Annotated in this window: 30 protein-coding genes, 1 tRNA gene and 1 pseudogene; 21 read left to right on the plus strand and 11 right to left on the minus strand. The window is 52.3% G+C overall.

The window, feature by feature from the left end; translation table 11 throughout:
- Positions 1-87 precede the first annotated feature (87 nt).
- From ACZ5TN_RS03965 to ACZ5TN_RS04005, 9 genes and pseudogenes are all read left to right on the plus strand, one after another.
- Positions 88-1,227, plus strand: a pseudogene (locus tag ACZ5TN_RS03965) (extracellular solute-binding protein); the annotation flags it as partial.
- 215 nt (positions 1,228-1,442) lie between these two features.
- Positions 1,443-1,940 carry a hypothetical protein gene (locus tag ACZ5TN_RS03970; protein WP_464917223.1) on the plus strand — a complete coding sequence of 166 codons (498 nt, stop codon included), beginning with the start codon at positions 1,443-1,445 and terminating at the stop codon, positions 1,938-1,940.
- A gap of 1 nt (position 1,941) precedes the next feature.
- A complete protein-coding gene (locus tag ACZ5TN_RS03975; protein WP_464917224.1) occupies positions 1,942-4,038 on the plus strand; it encodes a serine/threonine-protein kinase in 2,097 nt (698 codons plus the stop codon).
- 94 nt (positions 4,039-4,132) lie between these two features.
- Complete coding sequence (locus ACZ5TN_RS03980) at positions 4,133-4,453, plus strand: hypothetical protein (protein WP_048053654.1); 321 nt, start codon at positions 4,133-4,135, stop codon at positions 4,451-4,453.
- A 4-nt stretch (positions 4,454-4,457) separates the two neighbouring features.
- Complete coding sequence (thiI, locus tag ACZ5TN_RS03985) at positions 4,458-5,603, plus strand: tRNA uracil 4-sulfurtransferase ThiI (protein WP_464917225.1); 1,146 nt, start codon at positions 4,458-4,460, stop codon at positions 5,601-5,603.
- Positions 5,604-5,612: 9 nt separating this feature from the next.
- Positions 5,613-6,161: a DUF998 domain-containing protein gene (locus tag ACZ5TN_RS03990; RefSeq protein ID WP_464917226.1), complete on the plus strand. Its 549-nt coding sequence runs from the start codon at positions 5,613-5,615 to the stop codon at positions 6,159-6,161.
- A gap of 43 nt (positions 6,162-6,204) precedes the next feature.
- Positions 6,205-6,780, plus strand: coding sequence for a 7-cyano-7-deazaguanine synthase (locus ACZ5TN_RS03995; protein ID WP_464917227.1), 576 nt, complete (start codon positions 6,205-6,207; stop codon positions 6,778-6,780).
- 203 nt (positions 6,781-6,983) lie between these two features.
- The gene (locus ACZ5TN_RS04000; protein ID WP_464917228.1) at positions 6,984-7,715 is read left to right on the plus strand and encodes a phosphatase PAP2 family protein; all 732 of its coding nucleotides are present in this window, start codon (positions 6,984-6,986) and stop codon (positions 7,713-7,715) included.
- Positions 7,716-7,756: 41 nt separating this feature from the next.
- Positions 7,757-7,833, plus strand: a tRNA-Thr gene (locus tag ACZ5TN_RS04005).
- 398 nt (positions 7,834-8,231) lie between these two features.
- Here ACZ5TN_RS04005 and ACZ5TN_RS04010 read toward each other — a convergent pair.
- Both ACZ5TN_RS04010 and panB read right to left on the minus strand, forming a co-directional pair.
- Positions 8,232-8,897, minus strand: coding sequence for a glycosyltransferase family 2 protein (locus ACZ5TN_RS04010; protein ID WP_464917495.1), 666 nt, complete (start codon positions 8,895-8,897; stop codon positions 8,232-8,234).
- A complete protein-coding gene (gene panB / locus ACZ5TN_RS04015; RefSeq protein ID WP_464917229.1) occupies positions 8,897-9,751 on the minus strand; it encodes a 3-methyl-2-oxobutanoate hydroxymethyltransferase in 855 nt (284 codons plus the stop codon). The genes ACZ5TN_RS04010 and panB overlap by 1 nt, the downstream gene beginning before the upstream one ends.
- A 93-nt stretch (positions 9,752-9,844) precedes the next feature.
- On the opposite strand from panB, the gene ACZ5TN_RS04020 reads away from it, so the two are divergent.
- From ACZ5TN_RS04020 to ACZ5TN_RS04040, 5 genes are all read left to right on the plus strand, one after another.
- Complete coding sequence (locus ACZ5TN_RS04020) at positions 9,845-9,967, plus strand: hypothetical protein (RefSeq protein ID WP_011249317.1); 123 nt, start codon at positions 9,845-9,847, stop codon at positions 9,965-9,967.
- Positions 9,964-10,392 (plus strand): archease, encoded by a 429-nt coding sequence (locus ACZ5TN_RS04025; protein WP_464917230.1) that lies wholly within the window; start codon positions 9,964-9,966, stop codon positions 10,390-10,392. Before ACZ5TN_RS04020 ends, ACZ5TN_RS04025 begins: the two co-directional genes overlap by 4 nt.
- Positions 10,393-10,401: 9 nt before the next feature.
- Positions 10,402-11,340: a tRNA (cytosine(49)-C(5))-methyltransferase gene (locus ACZ5TN_RS04030; RefSeq protein WP_464917231.1), complete on the plus strand. Its 939-nt coding sequence runs from the start codon at positions 10,402-10,404 to the stop codon at positions 11,338-11,340.
- Complete coding sequence (locus tag ACZ5TN_RS04035) at positions 11,327-11,785, plus strand: methyltransferase RsmF C-terminal domain-like protein (RefSeq protein WP_464917232.1); 459 nt, start codon at positions 11,327-11,329, stop codon at positions 11,783-11,785. The genes ACZ5TN_RS04030 and ACZ5TN_RS04035 overlap by 14 nt, the downstream gene beginning before the upstream one ends.
- A 244-nt stretch (positions 11,786-12,029) precedes the next feature.
- Positions 12,030-13,286, plus strand: coding sequence for an RtcB family protein (locus tag ACZ5TN_RS04040; protein ID WP_464917496.1), 1,257 nt, complete (start codon positions 12,030-12,032; stop codon positions 13,284-13,286).
- Positions 13,287-13,340: 54 nt separating this feature from the next.
- On the opposite strand, the gene ACZ5TN_RS04045 is transcribed toward ACZ5TN_RS04040, so the two are convergent.
- From ACZ5TN_RS04045 to ACZ5TN_RS04055, 3 genes are read right to left on the minus strand one after another with little or no spacing between them, the layout of a single operon-like run.
- On the minus strand, positions 13,341-14,294 hold the full coding sequence (locus tag ACZ5TN_RS04045; RefSeq protein WP_464917233.1) for an ABC transporter permease: 954 nt from the start codon (positions 14,292-14,294) through the stop codon (positions 13,341-13,343).
- Entirely contained in the window at positions 14,264-16,390 is a 2,127-nt protein-coding gene (locus tag ACZ5TN_RS04050) for a COG1470 family protein (RefSeq protein ID WP_464917234.1), read from the minus strand. Before ACZ5TN_RS04050 ends, ACZ5TN_RS04045 begins: the two co-directional genes overlap by 31 nt.
- A complete protein-coding gene (locus ACZ5TN_RS04055; protein WP_011249310.1) occupies positions 16,387-17,316 on the minus strand; it encodes an ABC transporter ATP-binding protein in 930 nt (309 codons plus the stop codon). Before ACZ5TN_RS04055 ends, ACZ5TN_RS04050 begins: the two co-directional genes overlap by 4 nt.
- Positions 17,317-17,413: 97 nt before the next feature.
- On the opposite strand from ACZ5TN_RS04055, the gene moaC reads away from it, so the two are divergent.
- Both moaC and ACZ5TN_RS04065 read left to right on the plus strand, forming a co-directional pair.
- Positions 17,414-17,884: a cyclic pyranopterin monophosphate synthase MoaC gene (gene moaC, locus ACZ5TN_RS04060; protein ID WP_464917497.1), complete on the plus strand. Its 471-nt coding sequence runs from the start codon at positions 17,414-17,416 to the stop codon at positions 17,882-17,884.
- A 62-nt stretch (positions 17,885-17,946) separates the two neighbouring features.
- Positions 17,947-18,459, plus strand: a complete 513-nt coding sequence (locus ACZ5TN_RS04065; protein WP_464917498.1) for a hypothetical protein — start codon at positions 17,947-17,949, stop codon at positions 18,457-18,459.
- Here the strand turns inward: ACZ5TN_RS04065 and ACZ5TN_RS04070 are convergent, their stop codons facing one another.
- The 6 genes from ACZ5TN_RS04070 to ACZ5TN_RS04095 form a co-directional block, all read right to left on the minus strand.
- Entirely contained in the window at positions 18,460-19,971 is a 1,512-nt protein-coding gene (locus tag ACZ5TN_RS04070) for an AMP phosphorylase (RefSeq protein WP_464917235.1), read from the minus strand.
- A 112-nt stretch (positions 19,972-20,083) separates the two neighbouring features.
- Positions 20,084-20,335, minus strand: a complete 252-nt coding sequence (locus tag ACZ5TN_RS04075; RefSeq protein WP_464917236.1) for a hypothetical protein — start codon at positions 20,333-20,335, stop codon at positions 20,084-20,086.
- A gap of 88 nt (positions 20,336-20,423) precedes the next feature.
- On the minus strand, positions 20,424-20,672 hold the full coding sequence (locus ACZ5TN_RS04080; RefSeq protein WP_464917237.1) for a hypothetical protein: 249 nt from the start codon (positions 20,670-20,672) through the stop codon (positions 20,424-20,426).
- Entirely contained in the window at positions 20,672-21,451 is a 780-nt protein-coding gene (gene minD / locus ACZ5TN_RS04085) for a cell division ATPase MinD (RefSeq protein WP_011249304.1), read from the minus strand. Before minD ends, ACZ5TN_RS04080 begins: the two co-directional genes overlap by 1 nt.
- 126 nt (positions 21,452-21,577) lie before the next feature.
- Positions 21,578-22,384 (minus strand): slipin family protein, encoded by an 807-nt coding sequence (locus ACZ5TN_RS04090; RefSeq protein ID WP_011249303.1) that lies wholly within the window; start codon positions 22,382-22,384, stop codon positions 21,578-21,580.
- A 6-nt stretch (positions 22,385-22,390) separates the two neighbouring features.
- Entirely contained in the window at positions 22,391-23,734 is a 1,344-nt protein-coding gene (locus ACZ5TN_RS04095; RefSeq protein WP_011249302.1) for an NfeD family protein, read from the minus strand.
- A gap of 96 nt (positions 23,735-23,830) precedes the next feature.
- Here ACZ5TN_RS04095 and ACZ5TN_RS04100 point away from each other — a divergent pair, with 96 nt between their 5' ends.
- Genes ACZ5TN_RS04100 through ACZ5TN_RS04120 form a run of 5 tightly spaced genes read left to right on the plus strand, consistent with a single transcriptional unit; the run spans position 23,831 to position 25,914 of the window.
- On the plus strand, positions 23,831-24,148 hold the full coding sequence (locus ACZ5TN_RS04100) for a hypothetical protein (RefSeq protein WP_011249301.1): 318 nt from the start codon (positions 23,831-23,833) through the stop codon (positions 24,146-24,148).
- Positions 24,109-24,951: a DNA-3-methyladenine glycosylase family protein gene (locus tag ACZ5TN_RS04105; protein WP_011249300.1), complete on the plus strand. Its 843-nt coding sequence runs from the start codon at positions 24,109-24,111 to the stop codon at positions 24,949-24,951. Before ACZ5TN_RS04100 ends, ACZ5TN_RS04105 begins: the two co-directional genes overlap by 40 nt.
- Before the next feature lie 30 nt (positions 24,952-24,981).
- Complete coding sequence (locus tag ACZ5TN_RS04110; protein ID WP_011249299.1) at positions 24,982-25,146, plus strand: hypothetical protein; 165 nt, start codon at positions 24,982-24,984, stop codon at positions 25,144-25,146.
- Positions 25,139-25,597 (plus strand): type II toxin-antitoxin system VapC family toxin, encoded by a 459-nt coding sequence (locus tag ACZ5TN_RS04115; RefSeq protein ID WP_011249298.1) that lies wholly within the window; start codon positions 25,139-25,141, stop codon positions 25,595-25,597. Before ACZ5TN_RS04110 ends, ACZ5TN_RS04115 begins: the two co-directional genes overlap by 8 nt.
- Positions 25,594-25,914, plus strand: a complete 321-nt coding sequence (locus ACZ5TN_RS04120; protein WP_011249297.1) for a hypothetical protein — start codon at positions 25,594-25,596, stop codon at positions 25,912-25,914. The genes ACZ5TN_RS04115 and ACZ5TN_RS04120 overlap by 4 nt, the downstream gene beginning before the upstream one ends.
- Positions 25,915-25,963 lie beyond the last annotated feature (49 nt).

A 25,963-nucleotide genomic window follows, 5' to 3' on the forward strand; every position in this document is an offset into this window, starting at 1 on the left:
CGGAGGAGCATTTTTCTTTTGGCTCTGTTATTTGTATACATCCTCATAGCCCCCGTGGGGAAAGCAGCAGGGAGTTACACACCACCGGAATGTGGAAGTGGCAAGGTTGTTATCTGGCACAACATGCAGCCGAACGAGCTTGAGGTCTTCCAAAGCATAGCGGAAGAATACATGGCAGAGTGCCCAAACGTTGAAATCGTCTTCGAGCAGAAGCCAAACCTCGAAGACGCTCTTAAGGCAGCTATCCCAAGCGGACAGGGTCCCGACCTCTTCATCTGGGCACACGACTGGATTGGAAAGTTCGCCGACGCAGGCCTTCTCGAGCCGATTGATGATTACGTAACCGACGACATCCTGAAGGACTTCGCCCCGATGGCGGTCGATGCCATGCAGTACAAGGGGCACTACTACGCAATGCCCTTCGCGGCTGAGACCGTGGCAATAATCTACAACAAGAAGATGGCCCAGGACCCACCAAAGACCTTCGACGAAATGAAAGCCATAATGGAGAAGTACTACGACCCAGACAACGAAAAGTACGGAATCGCCTGGCCAATCAACGCCTACTTCATCTCAGGTATCGCCCAAGCCTTCGGAGGATACTACTTCGACGATGCCACAGAACAGCCCGGCCTTGACAAGCCCGAGACCATAGAGGGTTTCAAGTTCTTCTTCACCCAGATATGGCCGTACATGGCCCCGACTGCCGACTACAACACCCAGCAGAGCATCTTCCTTGAGGGCAGGGCGCCGATGATGGTTAACGGCCCGTGGAGCATTAACGACGTCAAGAAAGCTGGAATCGACTTCGGTGTTGTTCCACTCCCGCCGATCACCAAGGACGGCAAGGAGTACTGGCCGAGGCCCTACGGTGGTGTGAAGGACATCTACTTTGCGGCAGGCCTGAAGAACAAGGACGCCGCCTGGAAGTTCGTCAAGTGGTTCACCACCAGCCCAGAAGTCATCAAGGAGCTCTCACTCCAGCTCGGTTACATTCCAGTCCTCAAGCCAGTCCTTGAAGACCCGGACATCAAGGCTGACCCAGTCATTTACGGCTTTGGCCAGGCGGTCCAGCACGCTTATCTAATGCCCAAGAGCCCGAAGATGGGCGCGGTCTGGGGCGGCGTTGATGGAGCCATAACCGAGATACTCAAAGACCCAGCCAACGCCGACTTCGAAACCATCCTCAAAAAATACCAGGAGAAAATACTCCAAGACATAGGGGATTTCCAAACATACAAATCCCCGAATGACTTTGCGGATCTCTATATCTCCACAACCCCGCGGGGAGCCAACGTGTTCATAAATGGTATTCTTCGTGGAACTACGCCGCTTGCAATCACCTGCCCTCAAGCGTGTATGACATTGAAATAAAAAAACAGGGGTACCGAGATTACACTGCAAAAATAATACTGAACCCGGGTGATAGCAAGGCGTTAATCGTGTCCTTAACTCCCCAGAGGGACACCACCGTTTCCTCTTCATCAGACACTACGAGTACTGAATCTTGGAACTCCCAAACAAGCACCTCAGGGGGAGAAACGAACAGCGAGGGGAAGACCGTTATAGCTGTTGACCTCGCCCACGGTGAGAACCCGAAGGGACTAACGGACGTTACCTACAAGAACGAGACCCTGACCGAGGGTATGCTCAAGGTTCTGACAGACTACACCTTCGTCTACTTTGGCGATGCGAAATACGAGGCAGACCTCGGCATCAAAAACATCGGCGACAAAATAACCTACGAAGCCCTCAAAGAGAACAATGTCAAAATTTTGATCATTGGTCAGCCCACAAGTTCACTCTACCCGGATGAAGCCAATGCCGTTAAGATATGGCTTGAGGAGGGCGGCCACGTCCTCTGGATTGCCGGCGACTCCGACTATGGCAACGGTGTTAATATCATTAACTTCGTTAATAGCTTCCTCGACCAGCTTTAGTTTGACCAACCTCAGGCTCGACCAAGCCTCAGTAGAAGACCCGGTCAGCAACGCGGGTGGAAAGCCCTACCGTGTCGTTGCTTACGCCGACCCGGATAAGGCCACCCCAAATAGGGACATCCTTGTTAGAGGATTCCAGCACGGTGGTTCTGTTCTCACCCACGGTCCGGGTGTTGTCGCCTGGGTTGACGGTGTCGATGGAAGCGGTAACTGGCACCCTCTCACATCAGAGGAGAAGCCCCAAAACGCCTACATCCTCATCCGCAGCAACAGTAGTTCTCACATAACCGAGAACAACGGCCCTCCTGCCAAAGCTTACACTGCCGGTGATCAGGGCGAGTTCCCGATTGTTGCTGCTCAGATCATAGAGCTTGAGGACAAGAAGCCCAGCGTGATCATCATCAGCGGTGAGAGCCCCATAGGCAGCTACGAGCCGATGTGGAATAGCTTGTACTACCAGAAACCCCTCGACGGGCCAACTGCCATAGCAAATATACTACACTGGGCATTAAATCTAACAAAAACGAAAGCTCAAACACTGATCTCAACTTCATCAGGTTCCGACATGACTACCACGGCATCTGTTCATAACACTGCAACAACAACGTATACCACAACGATTACCAAAACATCAACTACAGGAGCACCTTCGCAGTCTCCATTTACCCCAGTAAACTCTGCTCTCTCAAAAACTTTATCAAAGCTTCCCTACGCCTTTGGGGCACTCATTATCCTAGCGGTGATCGGGGGAGTAGTTGTTAAACTCCGATCTAGAAAAGGTAAAAATGCCAAATCACCAGGGGAAAAACCCAGATCAAAGTTCTCAGAAACTCCAAAACCTGCTGAAAAAGAGGAAGAGCCCACACTCAAACATACTCCACAGCCAGCCCATCTTCCACCCCAAGAAGAAGAGACCCCCCCAGGCTTCCCCTCCGCTCTCCTGCCCCGCTATGAACCCCTCGAATTCATTGGAGAAGGCGGCTTCGCTAGAGTATATAAGGTTAAGCGCAAGTCGGACGGCAAAATCGTCGCAGTGAAAATCCCGCGCATAGATGAGAAGACGAGCAAGACCTTCCTCAGGGAGGTTTCAACCTGGCTCCAGCTCAACCATCCCAACATTGTAAAGCTCCACGACGCGGACATCTTCCCCGTCCCACACCTGGAGATGGAGTACGTTGAAGGATTCGAACTGAACGGAAAGACCATTAGAGACCTTGACAAATATCCAAAGCCTGTTGACGAGGAAACTGCTTTAAAAATCATCAGAGGAATCGCTGAAGGGCTTAAGCATGCCCACTCTAAGGGTATTTACCACCGCGATCTCAAGCCTCAGAACGTTCTCCTGAAGAGCGACCTAACACCAAAAATAACTGATTGGGGGCTAGCGAAGATTGGAACCATGAGTTCAAGCAGGAGTGTGCTTGGCTATACCCCCCTCTACGCGGCTCCAGAACACCTGATGCCAAGCAAGTACGGGCACACTGATGCAAGGACGGACATATACCAGCTCGGGGTTATGTTCTACGAGCTGTTAACTGGAGAGCTCCCCTTTGAGGGCTACACCTACGAGGAAGTCTTCGGAAAGATAACCGACGAGAACTACAAGTCGAAGAAGCCGTCGGAGATAAACCCTGAGCTGGCAAAGTACGATGGAATCTTTGAGAGGCTTCTAGCAAAGAGAAAGGAAGACCGCTACCAGAGCGTTGATGAATTCATGAGAGATCTTGAAAAACTAGAAGAGGCTGAGAAGAGGAAAGCAGAGCTGGAGAGTGAAGTCCAAGAACTCAAAAAGACTCTCAGTCAGAGTATTTCGGCCCTAAAGAAGAGCACAACGCCAGAAGAAATAATGAGAAACAGGTTGATCGTAGTTGAAACCCTGGGCAAGCTCGCATTGGCTTATGCACAGCTCAACAATAGGGCAGAGCTACTAAATACGCTCAACGACCTCAAGTTCTACACCACTCAGAACCTCGAAGACCTTGGGAGGGCAATAGAAGCCGTTAAGACACTAATTAGGGAAAACATGCCCATAAGCGAAGACTTCATCGAGAGGCTAAAGGTTTTGATTCACAACATAGAGGTCGAGAACAGATCATAACAACTTCAAGACCGAATACAAAAACTAAGAACCGCCTTTCCAAGCTCCACAAACTTTTTTTATTCCCTTTTCCCCTACTCGTTTAGGTGAAAGGATGATAGAGTTCGTCATAGCCCTCGGTCTCGTCGGCGGCTGGCTGACGATGACATCAACGCTCTTCCTGATGCTCGGATTTGGGAAGATGTGGGGGTTAGCTGGTGTTCTGATTCTCGTGGGCTTCATCCTGATCAATCAAAAACTGAAGAGAAAGTACATGCAGACGATAGTTAATGCCACGCCGAGGGCCAAGGAGCTCGCCAGGCACATATTCGAGATGAACGAGCTGATACTGCTCTCATCCTACGTCCTCGGCCTCGTCCTCTATGAGGTCATCCAGAAGTACGTTGAGATAGTGATAAAGGCTCCAGTGGGGTGAGGTTATGTTCAACGTGGTCATAGTTAGGTACGGCGAGATTGGAACGAAGTCCCGGCAGACGAGAAGGTGGTTTGAGAACATACTCATGAACAACATCAGGGAGGCTCTCGTGAGCGAGGGGATCGACTTCAAGAAAGTGGAGGCAAAGCACGGCAGAGTCCTGGTGAGGACAAACAGGGCCAGGGAAGCAACGGAAGTCCTCACGAGGGTCTTTGGAATAGTATCGCTCTCACCTGCAATGGAAGTCGATGCAGAGCTTGAGAAGATCAACAAGACCGCCCTCAAACTCTTCAGGAAGAAAAAGAGAGAGCTCAACCTTGAAAAACCGAAGTTCAGGGTTACCGCGAGGAGGATAACCAAGGAGTTCCCGCTGAAGAGCCCCGAAATCCAGGCCAAGGTAGGTGAGTACATCCTCGAAAACGAGGAGAGCGAGGTCAATCTGCACGAATACGACATCGAGGTCGGCGTTGAGCTGATGGAGGGGAAGGCCTACATCTTTGTTGACAAAATCAGGGCCTGGGGAGGACTCCCGATAGGGACGCAGGGCAAGGTCGTTGCACTGCTCAGCGGTGGCATAGATTCGCCAGTTGCAGCGTTCCTGATGATGAAGCGCGGGGTCGAGGTCATCCCTGTTCACATATACATGGGCGAAAAGACCCTTGAAAAGGTGCGCAAGATATGGAACCAGCTCAAGAAGTACCACTATGGCGGAAAGGCTGAGCTTATTGTCGTAAAACCGCAGAACAGAGAGGAGATGCTGAAGAAGGTCAAAGAGCTCGGGAAGGAGAAGTACACCTGCGTACTGTGCAAGTTCATGATGGTTAAGCACGCGGATAGGATAGCGAAGGAGTTCGGAGCAAAGGGAATAGTCATGGGCGACTCGCTTGGACAGGTGGCAAGCCAAACCCTCGAGAACATGTACATCGTCAGCCAGGCAAGCGACCTGCCCATCTACCGTCCGCTCATAGGGCTTGACAAGGAGGAAATAGTCGATATAGCGAAGAAGATAGGCACGTTTGAGCTTTCAACTCTCCCTGAGGACGAGATACCGTTTATCCCCAAGCATCCCGTGATTAGAGGTTCATGGGAAGAGTTCAGGAAGATTTACATGGCGATATTCGGGGAGGAGCCGAGAAAAAGGGAGTGCTGAGGTGATAGTATGAACATAACAAGGCTCGGCGGTTACATTGCGCTCGCCCTTCCCCTCATTTTTATAGTCGGACTTTCAATAGTGATACATCAGAACCCCTGGTTCTCCTTCACCGACAACGCCCTCAGCGACATGGGTTCCCTTAAAAATCCCGCTCGCTGGTGGTTCAACGGCTTCCTGATGGTTTACGCGCTGATAACACTGGTTCCATCGATAGCGGCCTTTAGAAACGGGCTCAGCTACTTGATGCCAGCGGCGGCGATTTTCCTGTTCCTCGTCGGCGTCTTTCCCGAGGAAAAGGCGCTCCACGCGCCATCGGCGGTTCTCTTCTACCTGCTGGCGCTGACTGACATAGCAATAATCGGCATCAAGCTCTGGCGCTCCGGAGTGAAGTTTGGCTACCTGTGGAGCGTTTTGGCGGTCGTAACTTTCTTCGCGATGCTCTACCTCACGAGGGTCTTCAAGGGACTCGCAATCCCCGAGCTGGTGGGGGCTGCCACGATATTAGCGTGGTTCGCTTACATTGGCCTCTTACTCCTTAAAGGTTTCAAACTTTAGGTTCTGGAAAGAGCCTTAAAGGGGCCTCTAGAGAGGATAGACCATGAAAGCCGTCGCCCTGCTCAGCTCTGGCATTGATTCGCCCGTGGCCATTTACCTAATGCTGAGGAGGGGCGTAGAGATAACGCCCATCCACTTCAGGCAGGACTCCATCAAGGAAGAAAAGGCCTCGGAGATAGTCGAGATCCTGAAGCGCTACGGGAAGCTCAGCGACCCAATCTTCGTGGACTTCTCCGAGGAACACGTTCCAGCCTTTGAAAAACTGAGAGAACTAGGAAAAGGCAGATACACCTGCGTCCTGTGCAAGTGGCTGATGCTGAGAAAAGCCTGCAGGATCGGCCACGAAATCGGGGCGAGTGCAATAATAACGGGCGATTCCCTCGGACAGGTCGCTTCCCAGACCCTCGACAACCTGATGGTTGTGAGCACTGCCAGCGACCTGCCAATCTTAAGGCCACTCATAGGACTGGACAAGGAGGAGATAGTGAGAATAGCAAAAGAAATAGGGACGTTCGAGATAAGTTCAAGGAAAGAGCCCCCATGTCCGTTTACACCCAAATACCCGGTTGTCCGTGCCTCTTTGGGAGAGTTCCAAAAGATCCTCCAGGACTTGATCTGAGTTAGTTTCAACTTTTGACGTGGATACTACCAAAAAATTTTATAAGCCAATGTCCAAAATCTGGGGATGATACTACTGAAAGTTAAATCATTGACTCCTGGTGATGAGAAGTGAACGGCCATCTTTGTGATGACATCAAATCAAGGATCGCAAAAGACGTCCTAGTTAGACTAAACGCGTTTCTTTTGAGTTACTTTGGGTGGATGTTTTTCAGTATTCTGTACATATACATCGGGCGGTGGAGTGTTGACGTAACGGAGCAATTTATCAAGCTCCCGTTCAACTCTCGTGATTTCATTCTAACACTGTTAAACACAACTAAAAGCATTCCTCCCGTATATCATCTCCTAAACGCAGTTTATTACATTGGATTCGCTGGATCCATAGCGTTCATGGTTCTCTACGTCCTTATCTACCTCAAGGACTTCCAAACGTCGGATGAACTGCTCGCCAGATACTTCATCGCCTATGCCACGGCGGGAGCGATATATTTAACGTTCCACATTTATGCGCCGCACTACGTTTACAACGTTCCAGGATACGACACTGACAACCTTTTTACGAGGCAGGAGTTCGTACTCCCTTCACTCCACAACACGTTTGCGGCGATTCACATAATTACCATATGGAAATACCGGAAAAGGCTTGGTGGAAAGGTGCTTTTGACTATCAACACCCTGATCCCCTTTGCAACGGTCTTGCTGATACACCACTGGATATACGATGTCCTGACTGGGTTCCTCCTTGCGTGGGCAATTTCATCGCTGACCGATGGGTGGATGGCAAAAATACCAAGAACCCTGTACCAGCTGGAGATTAGATCCCTGAGTGCCATCACCTTACTGAACTTTCTGCTGGCGGCTCTTTTGCTGCTGTTTTCGCTAGAACCCCAGAAGTGGATACTGCTGTTCAGGGCGCTACTGAACCAGCCATGAGGAAAAAGCTTATAAATCGCTCTCCCCCCACTTTTAAACGTGCCGGGGTAGCCTAGCTCGGCAGGGCGGCGGACTCGTAATCCGCAGGTCCCGGGTTCAAATCCCGGTCCCGGCTCCATTATATTATTCGGAAAGCCATTCTCACTTCCAACACCTGCTCATCATTGCCGCTGAGTAGCTCCCTTTTGATGTCTGGACTATTTCTCACCAGTTATCTACAATGTGTGCCCTAACGCTAAAAGGGTCAAAATTTAGTAGAAAAGCCACTGCAAACACTGATACAATCCCTGTCGCCCGAGAGCACAACTGCAACAAGCCGCTCGTATCCCCTTGCACCAATGAATCCGTTGAGTATTATGCAACCCTTATTATAGGAATTGCAAAAACTTCTTATAAACCTTTGGATTTTGGGTAGAAAATCCAATGAGTTCTCAAAAGAGCTGAAGAGTTTGATGGACCACTGCTGAACAATAAGAGACACAACAAACGCTAATTCAAGAGCCCCTAAAAAGGCAATCACCCTCTCAACAGGGCCAGCAGGAATCTAAATACATCCCCAGCCCTAAAATGTCCTGTCTCCACACCGTATATCATACTGACAGGAACCTCGACTATTTTCGCCCCCATTTTTGCAGCTTTTATCAGCATCTCGGTTTCTACCTCGTAGCGGTCGCTCTCTATCTCGGGTAGAAACCCCCGCCTGTAAGCTCTAAAGCCGCTCTGGGTGTCGTAGACGTAAGTCCCAAGCTTCAGTCTGATGAGCCTCGTCGTTATTATGTTGCTCAGCCTCCTGTGGAGTGGTCTCTTACCCTGCACCTCGACCTTCCTTGCACCGATTACGAGGTCTGCCCTCCCCTCAACTATTGGCCCCACAAGCTTTCCAATCTCTTCTGGGAGGTGTTGGCCGTCGGCGTCCATGAAGACCACGATGTCTCCGGTGGCGTGCTTTATGCCCTCTCTCATAGCACAGCCCTTGCCGCAGTTCTTCTCAAGCCTGAAGGCCTTAACCCGAGGATCTTTTTCGGAAAAGGAGAGAGCAGAGGAGTAAGTGCCGTCGGACGAACCGTCATCAACCACAATAACTTCGTCAACGATCTCAGGAATCCGCTCAAGGACTTTTGGAAGCCGCTTCTCCTCGTTGTATGCAGGAATTACCACGCTTATCCTCATACCACCGAGCATCATTCGTCCTCCAGGCGTTCAAGGGCCTTCATCTTCTTTCTCTCGAAGTCGTCCTTGTCGAGGAACTCCCAGTAGTGCTCTTTAGCCGGGAATCTACCCTCTTTGACTTCCTCGCGGTAGTTCTCGAGGGCGAGCTGAATTATGCTGGCTAAATCGGCATACTTCTTGACAAATGGGGGAACGTTCTCGTAGATTCCGAGGAGGTCGTGCCACACCAAGACCTGGCCGTCAACGTGAGGCCCCGCCCCGATGCCTATGGTCGGGATTGAAACCTCCTCCGTCACGAGCTTTGCCACATCTGCAAGAACGAACTCAAGAACCACAGCGAAGGCGCCGGCCTTTTCAAGGGCCTTGGCATCGCGCAGAATCTCCTCGATCTCTTCCTCAGTCTCACCCATCAGTCTGTAGCCCCCAAGGCGGAGGTAGCGCTGTGGAGTAAGCCCCGTATGGCCCATGACTGGGATTCCCATGCGGACGAGCTTTTTAACGAGCTTTTTGTGATCGTAGCCGCCTTCTATCTTTACCGCATCAGCTCCAGCCCGAATTAGCCTCATCGCGTTCTTAACGCCTTCTTCGACGCTGACCTCGTAGCTTCCGAAGGGCATGTCCGCGAGAACTAGAGCCCTCTTTACGGCCTTGGCAACTGCCCGCGTGTGGAAGACCATCTGTTCCATGCTGACGTTGAGAGTGTTAGGCTCGCCGTAGACAACCATCCCGAGCGAGTCTCCGACGAAGACTATGTCCATGCCAGCCTTGTCGGCGAGAAGAGCGGAGGGATAATCGTAAGCCGTTACCATCGCTATCTTTTCCTTCCCCTTCATCTCGATTATCTTCCTCGGCGTTATCTCCCTCATGTCACCACCCCTACCATTTAGACGGCGGTCTAATTAACGGTTTCGATTAGTGGGATTTATAAAAACTCACTCGAATTCTCTTCAGGTGGAAACGTGGAAGAGGAATGGGAGTTCTTTAAACCTCTGGATGTTCCAAGAGAGGACAGCGGAAAGCTCGTGAGGGAGATGCGAGACGATAGAGAAAAGAGAATAATGGGTGAGGGGGTGAGAGTATGAGGAAATGGGAACACTACGAGCACACTGCTGATATAGGCGTTCGCGGTTACGGCTCAACGCTGGAGGAGGCCTTTGAGGCCGTTGCACTCGGTCTCTTCGACGTCATGGTGAACGTTAAGAAAGTCGAGCCTAAGGAGTGCAGGGAAGTTGAAGTTGAGGAGGAAGACCTTGAGGCACTTCTATACAGCTTCCTTGAGGAGCTTTTGGTTCTTCACGACATGGAAGGGCTGGTTTTCGGGGACGTTAAGGTTCAGATAGAGAAGACTGAGAACGGCTACAAACTCAAGGCCAAGGCCTGTGGAGAAGTCCTCGACCCAGAAAAGCACGAGCCGAAGGAAGAAGTCAAGGCAATAACGTACCACGACATGAAGATTGAAAAGCTCCCCGATGGAAGATGGATGGCGCAGTTCGTTCCAGACCTGTGAGGGATCACCATGAGCGCGAGGGACGTTGTTAAGGAGGCGAATCCAGCCTTTTACGAGAGGTATTCGAAGTTAGAGGACAGCGACGAGTTCTGGGAGTTCCTGATAAGGCCGCTCAGGCAGAGCATCAGGGTAAATACCCTAAAGGCACCTCTAGAGGTCATCGTTGAGAGGCTTAAAGAGGAGTTTGAGCTTGAGCCGATCCCCTGGGTTCGCGAGGGCTTCTTCATAAACGTGGACAACCTCGCTAGGGTTCCGGAGCACGGCCTCGGCCTGGTCTTCGGCCAGGAGGCCAGCTCGATGATACCTCCGGTCGTTCTCGACCCGAAGCCGGGAGAACTCGTTCTAGACATGGCTGCGGCACCGGGGTCAAAAACTGGACAGATAGCGCAATACATGCAGAACGAGGGTTGCATAATAGCAAACGACCCAAACAGGGACAGAGCGAACGTTCTGATAGCCAACCTCAACAGGATGGGAGTTCTCATAGCGAGGGTAACAACCAGAGACGGGGCAAGCTTTGCCCGCTTCGAAAACACCTTTGACAGGGTTCTCCTCGATGCTCCCTGCTCCTCGGTGGGGATGATAAGGAAGAGCTGGCGCTTCCTGAGGGAGTGGCGCGAGAAAGCCGTGGTTAAGTACATGAACGTTCAGAAGAGGCTCATCTTGGCCGGCTACAGGGCCTTAAAGCCCGGTGGAGTTATGGTGTACTCAACCTGCACGATAGACCCCCTAGAAAACGAGGAGGTCGTGGATTATCTCCTCAGGAAGACAGACGCGAGGCTTGAGAGGATAGACCTTACAGTTAAGACCAGCGAGCCGGTGCTTGAATGGGAGGGGAAGAAGTACTCGGAGGAGCTGAAGAAAGCTTTGAGGATCCACCCGAACGACAACGACACCGAGGCGTTCTTCATAGCTAAGATAGTCAAGCCGGGTGATGGCGGTGAGTGAGGAGAAGGCGAACCCGAGGAATGAGATAGGGAAGACGAACGATGCAGAGCTTGTAAAGAGACTTCTCATTGAGAACTACGGCTACGCTCCAGACCTGATATACCTCATCAGGGGCAACCACCAGAAGGTCTATGCGAGGAAGCCCTGCCCCCTAGACGTCGGCAGGAACGACGGCTGGCTCTACTTCGGAAGGATCGAGAGCGACGGGATAAGGCTGACCATCGAGGGAAGCTTTCTTGTCGGGCCGAAGGCGACGAAGAACGTGGTAGAGCTGGACGACGAACGGGCGAGAAGGTATCTGGCCGGTGAGAGCATCGAGGTCGATGAAAATCTCTACGGCTGGTTCATCCTGAAGTGGCGTTCCTACTACCTCGGTTCAGCGAAGGCTAAAGACGGGAGACTCCTAAACTACGTCCCGAAGGAGAGGAGGCTTAGGGTGGAGTAACGGTTTTGTTCCTCGAAACCTTAAAATAACTTTAGGGCTACCTAAGGGGTGGGTGAGAGAGATGGTGCCGCTGAAGAGGATAGACAAGATTCGCTGGGAGATACCGAAGTTTGACAAGAGGATGAGAGTACCGGGCAGGGTCTACGCTGATGACCAGCTCATCGAGAAGATGAAGCAGGACAGGACGCTTGAGCAGGCCGCGAACGTTGCCATGCTCCCGGGCATCTACAAGTACTCCATCGTAATGCCGGATGGACACCAGGGCTACGGCTTCCCAATCGGTGGAGTGGCTGCCTTTGACGCAAAGGAGGGCGTAATAAGTCCAGGGGGTGTTGGATACGACATTAACTGTGGTGTCAGGCTCATCAGAACTAACTTGACAAAGGATGAAGTTAGACCGAAAATCAAGGAGCTCGTTGACACCCTCTTCAAGAACGTCCCGAGCGGACTCGGAAGCAAGGGGCGTGTGAGGCTCCACTGGACACAGCTTGACGATGTATTGGCTGACGGTGCCAAGTGGGCGGTTGACAACGGCTACGGCTGGGAGAGAGACCTGGAGCATCTCGAAGAAGGCGGAAGGATGGAAGGGGCGGATCCAGATGCCGTCAGCCAGAAGGCGAAGCAGAGGGGTGCACCACAGCTCGGTTCCCTTGGCTCCGGAAACCACTTCCTTGAGGTTCAGTACGTTGACAAGGTATACAACGAGGAGATAGCCAAGGCCTACGGCCTCTTCGAGGGCCAAGTTGTGGTCATGGTTCACACGGGAAGCAGGGGACTCGGCCACCAGGTTGCGAGCGACTACCTGAGAATAATGGAGAAGGCCAACAGGAAGTACGGAATTCCGTGGCCAGACAGGGAGCTTGTGAGCGTTCCGTTCCAGAGCGAGGAAGGACAGCAGTATTTCAGCGCGATGAAAGCGGCCGCCAACTTCGCCTGGGCCAACAGGCAGATGATAACCCACTGGGTCAGGGAGAGCTTTGAGGAAGTCTTCAAGAGGAAAGCAGAAGACATGGAGATGGAGATCGTCTATGACGTCGCCCACAACATAGCTAAGCTTGAGGAGCACGAGGTTGACGGGAAGAAGGTGAAGGTCGTCGTGCACAGGAAGGGCGCTACGAGGGCCTTCCCCGCTGGCCACCCGGATGTTCCGAGGGCATACAGGGACGTCGGCCAGCCGGTTCTAATTCCAGGCTCGATGGGTACCGCCAGCTACGTCCTCGCTGGAGCGGAGGGCTCGATGAGAGAGACCTTCGGAAGCTCCTGCCACGGCGCTGGAAGGCTCCTGAGCAGGAAAGCTGCCACCAGACAGTACCGCGGCGACAGACTCAGGAACGAACTCCTCCAGAGGGGCATCTACGTGAGGGCCGCTTCCCTCCGCGTCGTTGCCGAGGAGGCCCCAGGTGCGTACAAGAGCGTGGACAACGTCGTCCAGGTCGTCCATGAGGCCGGAATAGCGAACCTCGTTGCGAGAATGAGGCCGATGGGCGTTGCGAAGGGATGATGTAACTTCTCTGTTTTTTGTTCTTCTGATTCTTCGACATTAAAAAGAGAGGAGTCAGTTCAGATCGCTTGTGAGGAACCTGGCATAAGCCAGGGCAAAGGGCAGGAGCAGCATTACAAGCAGGGCTGCGAGGTTGTTGAAGCCGTAGATGAGTGAATCGCTCAGCGGGATGTAGTAGTTGAAGAACCTGTCGCCTGCGAAGATGTAGCTGACCAGCTGAACATAGTGGTGGGCGGGGTTTATGGAGTGAAGCCTGTTCATCCAGACGTGGAGCTCATCTGCCCATATCTGGTAGGCACTTGTGCCTATTGGAGGTTCGGGGCCAGCGAGCTTTGGAGCGACTATGCCTACTACTATGCCATAGAACACCGTCAGGAAGATGGCAAGACCGACTCCCGCCAGCATTGAGGTTTCGGGCTTCTTTGAGAGCGTAGAGAGGAGGATTCCCAGGGATAAGAAGACCATCGTGTAGAGCATTGTCACCAGAATCGCCAGGAAGCTCCTAAAAAGTGATTCTCCGTCGAGGGGTATTCCGAGGATGAGCATTACGGCTATCATGACTATGTAAGAGACCATGTAAGTCACGGCTATCAGCAAACCCATGCCGAGGAACTTTCCGTTTATGATCTCGTCGCGGTAGACGGGGTGGCCGAGCAGTACCCTCACTGTACCGCTCTCGACTTCCCTGTTTATCGCGTCCGCGCCGAGGGCAACACCTAAGACGGCACCGAGGACGGTTATTATCGTCATGTTGACGGTGAAAAGCATCGCGAGGGGTGTTGTGTAAATCTCGGCGCTGACACCCCAGAGGCCAAGCTCGTTGGAGTCGACGCTCGGAACGCCCATCTGCACAAGGTAATCCTTGATAGAGTAGACGGCCAGTCCAAAAATGATAAAGTAGAGGGCAACGATAACGATGAACCTTCTGCTCTTTACAGAGACGTAGAGCTCCTTGAGAGCCAGGTTCCAGATGGGGTTCATCTCCTGCCTACCCTCCTCATAAGCCATATCACCACGCCGAACGCCACCACAAGGAGGAGGATGCCGATCCAGGTACCGCTTGAGCTCTGAGCAACCCTGACGGTTACCACGGTCTCGGCCTTTGCCTGATCACCCGCAGCCGTCACGGTTATAGTGTACGTACCTGCGGGAGCTGATTTTGGAACGCGGATCCTGAGTTCGGCCTGGGCCGGCCCCGTTGACCAGTAAACACCGCCTCTTCCCCCCATCCCAACGCGGGGAATCGTTGATGGGACAACTTCAACGTCCCAGCCGCTCGGGGCCTGTACGGTGAACTTGACGTTGGTAACTGTTCCCATCGCATCCAGCCAGAGTGCAGTGGCAGTGCTTCCACCCGCTTTAACCGTCAGGGTTGGATTGTCCGCGTTTACGCGAAGGGACGCAGGGTTCTCGACATGAATCTTGAGGGGAAGCTCAACTCTTGAGTTTGAGCCTGAAACGACCACCGTGGCGTTTAAGTCCCCAGATTCTGCGTTGAACGGCGGAATGATGACTAGATAGGCGCTTCCACTTTCTCCGCTCGGGACTTTAATGCTCGCTATTGGAACGGTGCCTTTGGGGTCCTGGCTGAGGATGTAACTCCAGCCCTCGGGGAGCCCTTCAACAGTGACCCTGTAATCGTCGTCCTTGGATCCGAGGTTCTTGATAGTTATCGCGACGCTCCCCCCACTTCCTGATGTTACGGTTAGGACATCCCTCTCTAGGGAAGCCTTGAAGTAGTACTCCGCGCGCCTGAGCTTTATGGTCAGGGTTCTCTCCTCCCCATCGGAGAGCTTAACGTCCTCTTCGACTGGGGAACAGCCCTCTGCGCCAGCCAGCACGGTGTACTCCCCTGGCTTGAGCTCAAAGTTTGCGGATCCCGCGGGGGAGACTGTAACGTTCTCACCGCCGACCGAAACCCATCCCCGAATGGGGTTTCCGCTCTCATCAGTGAGGATTACAGTGAGCTTTGCAGGCTCTCCGAGGTACGTCTTGTACACGTAAACGTTCAGAGCATAGCTCTGCCCGTTAACCTCGAACTCTATCATGTGGTCTCCAAGGGTCGCGTTTCTCGGTATCTCCACCACCAGCTCCGCGGTGAAGCTTCCATCGACATCGAAGCTCCTCAGCCTGTACCTGCCGTCTGTTAGATATACCCCCCACCCCGGTGGAACGCTTCCAGGGGTGAACTCAACCCTTCCCGTCCCTGCGAAGGCAACCGGCACGCTCAGGCTGGTTCCCGCTTCCGCTTCCAAGCTTAGATAGGGAATTGAAACTTCGATTCCAGCACTCTCAACTTCCAGGCTGCCTGTGAAGTTCCCAACGGTGAACTTCACCACCCCGCTTCCAGTCGGCTCAATGTGGAGGGTCAAGCTGACCGTTCCCTTCGGTGGAACCGATATTTCACCCACCTCAACGCCCCCGTAGATGAAGTTAGCCTTCCAGCCAGAGGGCAGGGAGAGAATGCCGAGCTTCAGGTTCAGCTCAACGTCGCTGGAGCTGGTGATAGTGATCGGCACGTCAACGGGTCCAGAAGCTCTAACCTTCCGATACGGGTAGAAGACCGCGTACTCCAGGTTCACGATCTCCGAGGCGGGGTCAGCGACGTAAACCCTTATCTCCTTTCCATTGTATTCGAGTGCCACTAGATCAACCACAGCGCTTCCGTTGACTTCAAGCGTTTTGGTCACCCCGTTTACTGAAACATCAACGGTTTCAGCGCCAACCGAGGTAACTTCGACCGTTGTGCCGTTGAACGAGACCCTCTCCCCAACCTTCGGTTTAAGGGAAGCTACTAACTTTGGCTTAACGGAGACCACCACAAAACCACCCTGTGGGGTGTAGCTTCCCATAACCACTCTGATGCCATCGCGCTCTATTTCGCCCCCGAAGTCAAAGGGCACGAGTTCAAGAATTTCAGCTCCTTTCTTCAGCATGAGATACGGTGTCCCCACTGCTGATTTGACCACCGTAACGGTGTAGTCGCCCACGGTTATCGCATGTTCCGGTGCAATCCGTCCTTCAAAGACCGTCACGTACGGCTGGGCGCTCGCTAGGGGCAAAAGAAGGAGCATGGACAGCAAAAGGAGAAAGGCTTTCCTCATTCCTCATCCCTCCCGTAGATCGTCTTCATGAAAACATCCTCAAGGCTTGGTTCTTCAACCTCAAGGCTCAAGATAGTGACTCCCTTCGAAGTGAGGTATTGGGAGAGCCACTCCCTTATATCCGAGCGGGCAAAAAGGATAATCCTATTTGGGGCGAGGCGCTCAACCCTGGTGATTTCCTCATGCCGAAGCTCAGGTATGGGCTCTTTCGTCTCCACCTTTATCTCGTAGCCCTCAAGCTCCATGAACTGACGCTTTATTTCCCGTATGGGGCCAACTGCTTTTAGCCTTCCGCGGACGATTATGCCGACGCGGTCGCTCAGCTCCTCGACCTCGCTGAGGATGTGGCTTGAGAAGAAGACGGTCCTTCCCTCAGCCTTCGCCTCCCGAATTACTTCCTTAACCAAATGCGCTCCCTCTGGATCGAGCCCGCTCGTTGGTTCGTCGAGTATCAACAGCTCCGGGTCGTTGATAAGAGCCTGTGCAAGGAGAAGGCGCTGCTTCATGCCCTTTGAAAACGTCTTGGCCTTCCGATAGCGGGCATCCCAGAGACCAACCCTCTTGAGAAGTTCAGTTATCCGCTTTTCCCTCTCGGAATTGCTCATCCTGTAAAAGTTGGCAAAGAACTCCAGGTTTTTCCAGGCGGTAAGTTCGCCGTAGATAGTGGCGTTTTCAGGGAGGTAGCCGATGCGCTCCTTGATTTTTATCGGCTCCCTCGACATGTCCATTCCCAGTATCTCTATTCTTCCATCGTCAGGGATGATGATGCCGAGCATGCTGAGAATCGTTGTGGTCTTTCCAGCTCCATTCGGTCCCAGAAATCCAAAAACTTCCCCCACTTTCACGTCGAAAGTAAGGCCGTCCACGGCCCTGAACGTACCGTATGATTTTGTAAGGTTTTCGATCAGGATAGCCTGTGATGACATAATAACACCCCATTTAATAGTAAAAATCTTGCCGCTCCTAAGTGTGGCTAAGGGTCAGGGTTTTAAACTTTGCTCCCTCACTCGTATGGGGATTGAGATGAAGGATTTGACCCACGTTGACGAAAAGGGAGTTAAGATGGTGGAGGTTGGTCACAAAGACGTCGTTTTCAGAAAGGCCGTTGCCAAAGGCAGGATAAGGCTGAAGCCCGAGACGATAGAGCTGATTAAAGCCGGGAAGACCAAAAAGGGCAACGTTATAGCAGCGGCCCAGATAGCTGGCATCCTGGCCGTGAAAAAGACCCCCGAGCTGATCCCGCTCTGCCACCCAATACCACTCACGGGTGTTGACATAACCTTTGAGTTTGGAGACGACTACATAGAGGCCACCTGCGAGGTCAGGGCCTACTATAAGACCGGCGTTGAGATGGAGGCCCTCACGGGCGTCAGCGTCGCCCTCCTGACGATATGGGACATGGTGAAGGCCGTCGAGAAGGATGAGAACGGACAGTACCCCTTCACAAGGATTGAGGACATAAGAGTCGTGGAGAAAGTCAAGGAGGACAGATGAATTGGGCAAATCTGTCCAGGAAGGGTTATAAGTGCCCTCAAAGACTCACCACGGTGGAGCAAATGTATCAGGTTAAAAAGAGTCGCGCAGGCTACATCTTCGATAAGCCGCGGGAGAGGATTGCCTTCATGTTCCTGAAGGACGGCACCTACTTCATGTACCACGATGAGAGAATTCTCTGCTACTCACTGAAACCCGTTGATGTATCGAGAGAGGAACTTGAGGAGTTCGAAAGAACGGGAGAACCTCCGGAGCTCATCAAGAGAGTGAAGGCTGGGAAATATCCTGAAAACTGCGTCGTCAAAGAACTGCCCCCCATTGATAGGGACCTTGCCCAACTGAATCCAAACAGAAAGTGCGTGATAATCTTTACAGGTTTCCAGGATACGGTGATAGACTACGTGGAGTGCAACGGTGAAACTTTAGCGGTTGCGAGGCTGATAGACGAACCCGGGAAGGTCTGCCGCTTCGCAGGGAAAGGAAACTACAAGGTGGCGGCGGTCAAGCTGAAGAGGAATGAACCGTGCCTTACCAGGGAAGAATTCCTGAAAAAGGTAGAAGAATGCAGAAAGTGATCAGATGTTGCCGATTCGCTGGAGAACCATTCCTTCTATTCTTATCGGTTCGGTCCTTCTGGCGAGGACTATAGCCTGGTCGAGCCTCGCCTCGTGCTCGGCGTGTATCGTGAAGAGCGGGTCGCCCTCCTTGACCTTTTCCCCGACCTTGACGTAGAGCTCGATTCCAGCTCCCTTGTCCTCAGGCGCTCCAGCGGCCCTCGCTATGGCAGTTATCGCCCTGTTGTCTATGGCGGTAACGTAACCGCTCGTGGCGGCGGTGAAGGTGTAGGTCTTGTCGCCGATGGGTATCTCCTCGGGCTTGATGTTCGGGTCTCCGCCCTGGGCCTCGATGATTTCCTTCATCTTTTCCCAGGCCTTGCCGCTCTCGAGGATTTCTTTGGCCATTTTCTTGCCAGTTCCGGCGGGTGCAACGCCACCCATCTCAAGGAGTATTCCGGCCAGTCCTGTGGCCTTTTCTATTAGGCTTCCAGGGCCTTTGCCAGTCATGAGAGCGGAGAGGGCCTCCCTGGCTTCGAGGGCAGGGCCGACGGTGTGTCCTATTGGCTGACCACCGTAGGTTATTGCAACCTCAACGTACTGGCCGAGCCTCTTTCCAAGCTCTATGAAGTCCCTGGCAAGGCTCCTGGCCTCCTCGACAGTCTCCACCTTAACACCCTTTCCAGTCGGGATGTCAATGAGAACGTACTGACTGCCCATAGCGTACTTCTTTGACATTATGCTGGCCAGCATCAGGCCAGTGGGGTCGATGCTCAGCGCACGCTCGGCCTTTATCGTTATGTCATCCGCGGGTGCCAGGTTGAGCGCACCGCCCCAGACCAGACATGCCCCGACCTTCTCGACGATGCGCTTTATCTCGTCGAGGGAGAAGCTGACGTCCGCAAAAACCTCGACAACGTCGGCAGTTCCCGCGGCGCTGGTGATAGCCCTTGAGCTGGTCTTTGGAATAGTTAAACCTGCCGCCGCCACTATCGGGACGACGAGAATGTTGGTTTTGTTTCCCGGGACGCCGCCGATGCTGTGGACGTCCATTATCGGCTTCCGATCAATATCGAGCATGTCCCCAGTCTCTGCCATCGCTATGGTCAGAGCCGCTATCTCGTCCATGTCGAGGCCGTTTATCTCAAGGGCTGTCACGAAGGAGCTTATCTCGATGTCCCTGAGCTTCCTGTCAACGATGTCCCTCACGATGGCCTCTATCTCGACCTTCCTGAGCTTCTCGCCGTGCATCTTCTTCTTGATGTAGCGGACGCTCTCTGGAGTCCCGGCAGGGATAACGCTGACGGTTTCACCCTCAGAGAAGTTGTGAAGATCAAGGATGTCCCTGCTTATACCGACCTCACCCTTTCCGACGAGGTTGCTGAGGGCGACGCTACCGTAGACAGCCTTCTTACCTGCCTCTATCTTAACGAGGTCGTCCGGGTGAAGCTTTGCCTCCTTGGCATCTTCCTCGTTTATTAGAACAGTGTACCTCCCACTGAACATATCGAGTATGCGGATCTTGGCTTTCACTCTACCACCCCCTGGGATTGGTATATTAAAGAAAAACAGTTCTTAAGATTTTTGAATATTCCCCTGGAAAAATCCACTTAAAAAAGCTAGGATTGAGGCTCGTTCCTGTATATCAGCTGGCTGTCGTCTCGCCGTACCGCCCACCTGAATTGGTCAACATTTCCCTAACGAGGTTTTCTCCAAGAAGAACGCGATAAAGGTCGCTGGCGATTTCCCGAATTGGCCCCGGGATAGCCCCCTGGCCCTCCAGGTAGTATTCAACAACCCTCTCGAGTGGGGCGCTCCAGAGCTTTCCATCGAACAGGTATACAACGCCATTCCTAACCTCAACAAGCTTGTTTTTGTATCCCAACCTGGCCACCATGGCGCCCCACCCAACTAAAGTATCCAAAAAGAGATTTTAAAATTTAACGCCACAGAAATGTTTAATAACAAGAATGAAAGAAAAACGTTCACAGGCTCCTGACTTCCTCGTCTATTGACTCTTCCAGGGCTTTCTCCCAGTCTTCAACGTCGAACTGCTCAAGCTCGCCCTCCAACTCCTCCTTGAGGTTGAGGACACGGCGCTTGAGTGCGGTCTTCGTTTCCTCGTCGTAAACAACGTAGTAGGGGTTGTTCTTAGCTGAGAGGTAGAGCATTGTAAGGACTATCACTAGGATGAGGAGAATCACCAGCAGGACGTACAACACTGCCGCCGCCATTACCTCTTCCCTCCGAAGATCGCTTTGAAGACCCTCTTTATCGGGCTCTCCGGCTCGGGCGGCTGCCACTTGATTCCCGCAAGTTTGGCAGCTAATTGCTTGATAGCTATAGCGGCGGGGCTGGTTGGGTTCTTAATGACGAGTGGAACGCCGTATGCGCTTGCACGCTTGACCTCGGGATCTTCTGGGATCATAGCCAGAACTGGAACCTCAAGGATGGCCTCAATCTCATCCTGGGTGAGTTCTGTCTTTTCATTGGTGACTCTGTTGAGGATGACACCGAGCGGGAGCGTTCCGAGCTTCTCCGCTATGAGCTTTGTCTTCAGGGAGTCAGTGATAGCTGAAATCTCAGGGTTGGTGACGACTATGAGCTCCTTTCCAATGAGGAGCGCCGTAACGGACGTCATCTCAAGGCCCGCCGGAGCGTCGATGAGAATGAAATCTGCGAGCTGGCTTATCTCCCTCATGAGCTCCCTGAGCCTCTCGGGCTTGGCCTTCTTGACCTTCTCCAGGCTGAGCCCACCGGGTATTACTTTAACGCCAGCGGGACCTTCGTATATTGCATCCTTAAGGTCTGCTTCCCTCGCAAGTACATCGTGCAGTGTAACTGGGATGTCTTCCATTCCGAGAACAAGACTCAGGTTTGCCATCGTCAGGTCTGCGTCCAGCAGAATCACTTCTTTGCCAAACTGTGCTAGGGCCACACCCAGGTTGGCGACTGTGGTGGTCTTACCGGTTCCACCCTTTCCAGATGCAAAGACTATTGATCTGCCTTCCAAACTCAGCACCCCCGATCAAAACTATGGCATCTGAATTTGATTATGCCTAGCGGAACCTACATAAAAGTCTTTTTAGCCTTTGTGGTGATATCCAAAAAAATAAAATGTGTCCAAGGACACATCTAATCATTCTGATTGTTCCTCTGCTTCAAGTTTCTTCTTTACTGCTTGACCCGCTTCAGCGAAGCTCTTGAAAAGCTTGAGCATCTCCATCGGGAGCGGGAGGACGATGACGTTGCTCTTGTCGCTGGCGACGTCGCTTATGGTCTGAAGGGTTCTGAGCTGGAGCGCCATCGGGTGCTCGCTTATGATCTCCGCGGCCTCCCTGAGCTTCTCAGCAGCCTGCCTCTCCGCCTCCGCCAGGGTAATCCTAGCCCTTCTCTCACGCTCGGCCTCTGCCTGCTTGGCCATCGCCCTCTGCATACCAGCTGGGAGTTCGACGTCCTTTATCTCGACGGTAGTGACCTTTATTCCCCATGGGTCTGTTGCTTCGTCAATTATCTTCTGGAGCTCCCTGTTGAGCTTCTCCCTCTCGCTCAAGAGCTCGTCGAGATGAGCCTGACCGATGACGCTCCTCAGCGTGGTCTGGGCTATCTGGCTCGTGGCCACTATGTAGTTGGCGACCTGAGTAACAGCCTTTACAGGGTCAACGACGCGGAAGTAAACAACGGCGTTGACCTTAACTGGAACGTTGTCCTTCGTTATGGTCTCCTGAACTGGAACGTCAAGAACCCTCGTACGGAGGTCAACGATAACGGCCTTTTCGAATATCGGGATTATGAAGAACAGTCCGGGACCTCTAGCTCCAACGACCCTACCAAGCCTGAAGATCACTGCCCTTTCGTACTCCTTCACTATCTTTATGGCACTTGCCAGCAGAATCAAAACAAAAAGCAAAACGATTCCCAAGACTAAGGTGCCAAAACCTGCCATCGGATATCATACCTCCTTTTCATCGACTTTTTCAACTATGAGCGTCAGCCCGTCCATTCCAACTACCCTTACTTTTTCTCCGACCTTAATCAGACTTCCGTCCTTGGAGACGGCTTTCCAGAGCTCTCCGCGGACTTTTATGAGGCCCTCGGGATCAAGGTCTTCAACAACTTTACCAACGGCACCGATCATCTCCTCTTTACCAGTTTCTGGCCTTCTGCGGTGCGCCCGTATCACAGCGGCCATCCCGAAGAGGAAGAACAGTGCCAGCAGGACTCCTGTTACTATTATGATGACCCTCAAGGTAGAGAAAGTTTCGCTGTTAACGAGGTATACCTCCCCACCCTTTCCGAACATTATCAGACCTCCCAGTATGAAGCTGACCAGTCCGGCTATCGTGAAGAGGCCGAACGTCGGGGTCAGAGCCTCCGCTATGAAGAATATCACGCCAAGTATCATGAGCACGAGCCCAGCAGCGTCGTAGCCGAAGTAGCCCATGCCTATAACCCCAAGGACGAGCAGTATAGCCCCCAAGGTCTCCGGAACGTGCCAGCCTGGGGTGAGGAAACCGAAGACCAGCCCGAGCATCCCAACAGTTAAGAGAATGTACGCTATCCCCGGATTTGCAAGGAACGTTACTATCTGGTAGCTCAGGGATGGACTGAGCCTTTTCACCTCCACATTGGTAAAGTTGAACGTAACGTAACCCTTTCCAGCCACAGGAACTTTCGTCCTCATCCCGTTGGCCTTTTTGAGCAGATCTGGAAGGTCATTCGCGATGACCTCAATAACGTTGGCCTTCAGGGCCTCTTCTGGGGTGAGGCTGAGGTCTTCGAGGACAAACTTAACGGCCGCCGTCTCGTTTCTTCCGCTCGCCTCAGCCAGGGAGCGCATGTAGGCGGCGTAGAAGTTTCGAATCTTGTCGGGTGCTCTTACTATGCTCCCGTTGGCAGAATAACCCAAGATCGGCTCACAGGCGCCGATGCTAGTTCCGGGAGCCATAGCTATCAGGTGGGAGGCCATCGCTATGTAGGTACCAGCAGAAGCCGCTATGGCGCCTCTTGGATATACATAGATTATAACCGGTACAGTGGAGTTCTGAATTAATGAAACTATCTCCATCATCGCGTCTCCCTGACCGCCGGGCGTGTTCAGTTCGATGATAAGCGCTTCCGCGCTGTTCTTTTCTGCAGTCCGGATATAGCTCTCAAACTGGTCGACCGTATACTGAGTGATAGTGCCCTCGATAGTTCCAACGTAGACGACTCTCTTCTCCGCGCTTACCGAAGGGAGAAGGATGAGAACAACTAGGAGTATTGTCAAGACCATCGGTCGCTTCATAGGCTTCATCAATTAGTGCTACAACTTTCATGGTTTAAACCTTTTGCTCGGACGTTGGTTAAGGGACGGGAAATGTCTATATATAACTTGGTGGTATCCTAGCCCATGCTGGGAGAGCTCGTGAAGAAGTACAAGGTTGCCCGCGGAGAGAAGAAAAGAAAGGTTGCCTGGACAATCGTAAGGGAGGCGGCACGCTTCTCAACGGTGGAACCATACTGGGAATTCATTCGCGGTGAATTCGGGGTAAATCCCAGCCACATCAAAGATGCCATGAGGTTCCTCGAAGAGATTGGAGAGCTCGAGATAAAGCGCTCCGCAGACGGAAAGAGACTGTGGGTAATGACCCTAAGGGATATAAAGAGGAACCCAGTAAAGCTCGACCGATGGCTGTCGACATCAGAAAGACCGCCCACGAAATGGTAAAGAACGGCACCTGGAAGCTCAAAGGGGATACTTTCTACCAGGCACTCCGACTGAAAAGCGGCGTAGTCGGAATTGTGGCCTACAACGGGGACTTCCTCTTTCCAGAGACATGGGGAAGGAAGGAGAAAAAAGAGGCTAGGGAAAAGCTCTCCTTCATTCTCGGCCTCGACACTGACCTCGACTCTTTCTATTCAGAGATAAGTGATTCGCCGTTCTCTTTCCTTGTGGAGGAGTTCAAAGGCTTGACCGTTCCCGCCGCACCCTCACCCTATCAAGCCCTCGTTGAGGTGATAGCACAACAGCAGGTTAACTTCGAGTTCGCTCAGAGGACGATAAGAAACCTCGTAGAAATGGCCGGAGAAAAAGCTGGGAACATATACGTCTTTCCTACGGCCGAGAAAATAGCCTCTCTATCTCCTGACGAGCTTAAAAGAGCGAAGCTCGGCTACCGCGCAGAATATATAAAACACGTTACGGAGCTTTACCTGAAGGGCGAGCTGAAGCTTGACCTGTGGGAGATGGACGAGAAAGAGGCCATAAAGTATCTTACGGCCTTCCGAGGGATAGGAAAGTGGACTGCAGAGCTCTTCCTTGCCTATGGGCTGAGGAAAAATACCTATCCAGCGGGAGATCTTGGACTGAGGAGAGGTATAGCTAAGATATTCGGGAAGAGCGTGAAAGAGGTTAAAGAGAAAGACGTCAGGGAAATCCTTGAGCCGTACGGGAAGTGGAAGGGTCTGCTGGCCTTTTACATCACCTGCTACGACAGGAAGACCGAGCTGGAGAGGAGAAGGATTAAATAGTGTTCAAAGTTACTCGTTGGTGGTGGGAGAATGCTTGTTGACATGCGGACGTTAAACACCCTAATCGGGATGAAGGGAAAGAGAAAATCCGTTCCTGGAACAGCTGAGAGGATGCTCGGCCGTCTTGAGGGTCTGTTGAAGGGGGAAGACAGCGTTTCCTTACTCAAAAGACTGCGGGAGGAGGGTTATGATTAGAGCGTTTATAGACACCAACGTTCTCCTCAATGTGTGGTTCAAGGAAATCGATCCTAGAACATCAAGACCACTCTGGAAGGCCTCACTTCGGGTTCTTAAACTCGTCGAGGAAGGTAACATTAAGGGTATAGTTTCCATCTTTACAATCATGGAGTCGGTGCACGTTTTTAGGAGGAAAGGTGCAGACCCAAAAATAGCCCAGAGCGATATTCAAGACCTTGGTCTTGAGGTGTACATCCCTGAAATTCCTGCATTGCTAGACGCCCTTACATACCAGCTTGAGCTCGGGGTTGACCCTTACGATGCCGTTGCTCTTTCCTCGGCAGTTAATTCCAACTGTGACGTTCTGATTGCCAGAGACGAAGAATTTAAAAAGAGGGGAAAGGGTGTGATCAAAATAGTGAGTCCCGAGGAATTTCTCTCTTATCTCGAGGAGCGTGGGCTTCTGTGAGTGAAGAAATAGTGATCTCCCTTCCGAAAGGAAAGTTCAAAGCCCTAAAAGGGCGAGATATAGAGGAACTTATCAGAGAAAACCTCCCGAAGGCCGAGGAAACTCTCAAGGCGGAGAGGGAAGAGCATCTGCGTGAGAAGATCAAAAAGCTCGAAGAGAAGCTGTCCGAGATAGAGGGCCAGCTGGATGAACTGAGAGAGTTCTACGAAAAGGCAAAAGCAGATAAGGAGAAGTTCCTGACCGTGAGAAACGAGCTTAGAGAGGAGAACGAGAGGCTGAGAAGGGAGCTGGAGGAAAAGAAAGTTCACAAAACGTGAACGAATCGTTCATGGAGCGTGAACGAAAAGTTCATAAATCATGAACGAG

Source organism: Thermococcus sp. JCM 11816 (genome assembly GCF_055396515.1).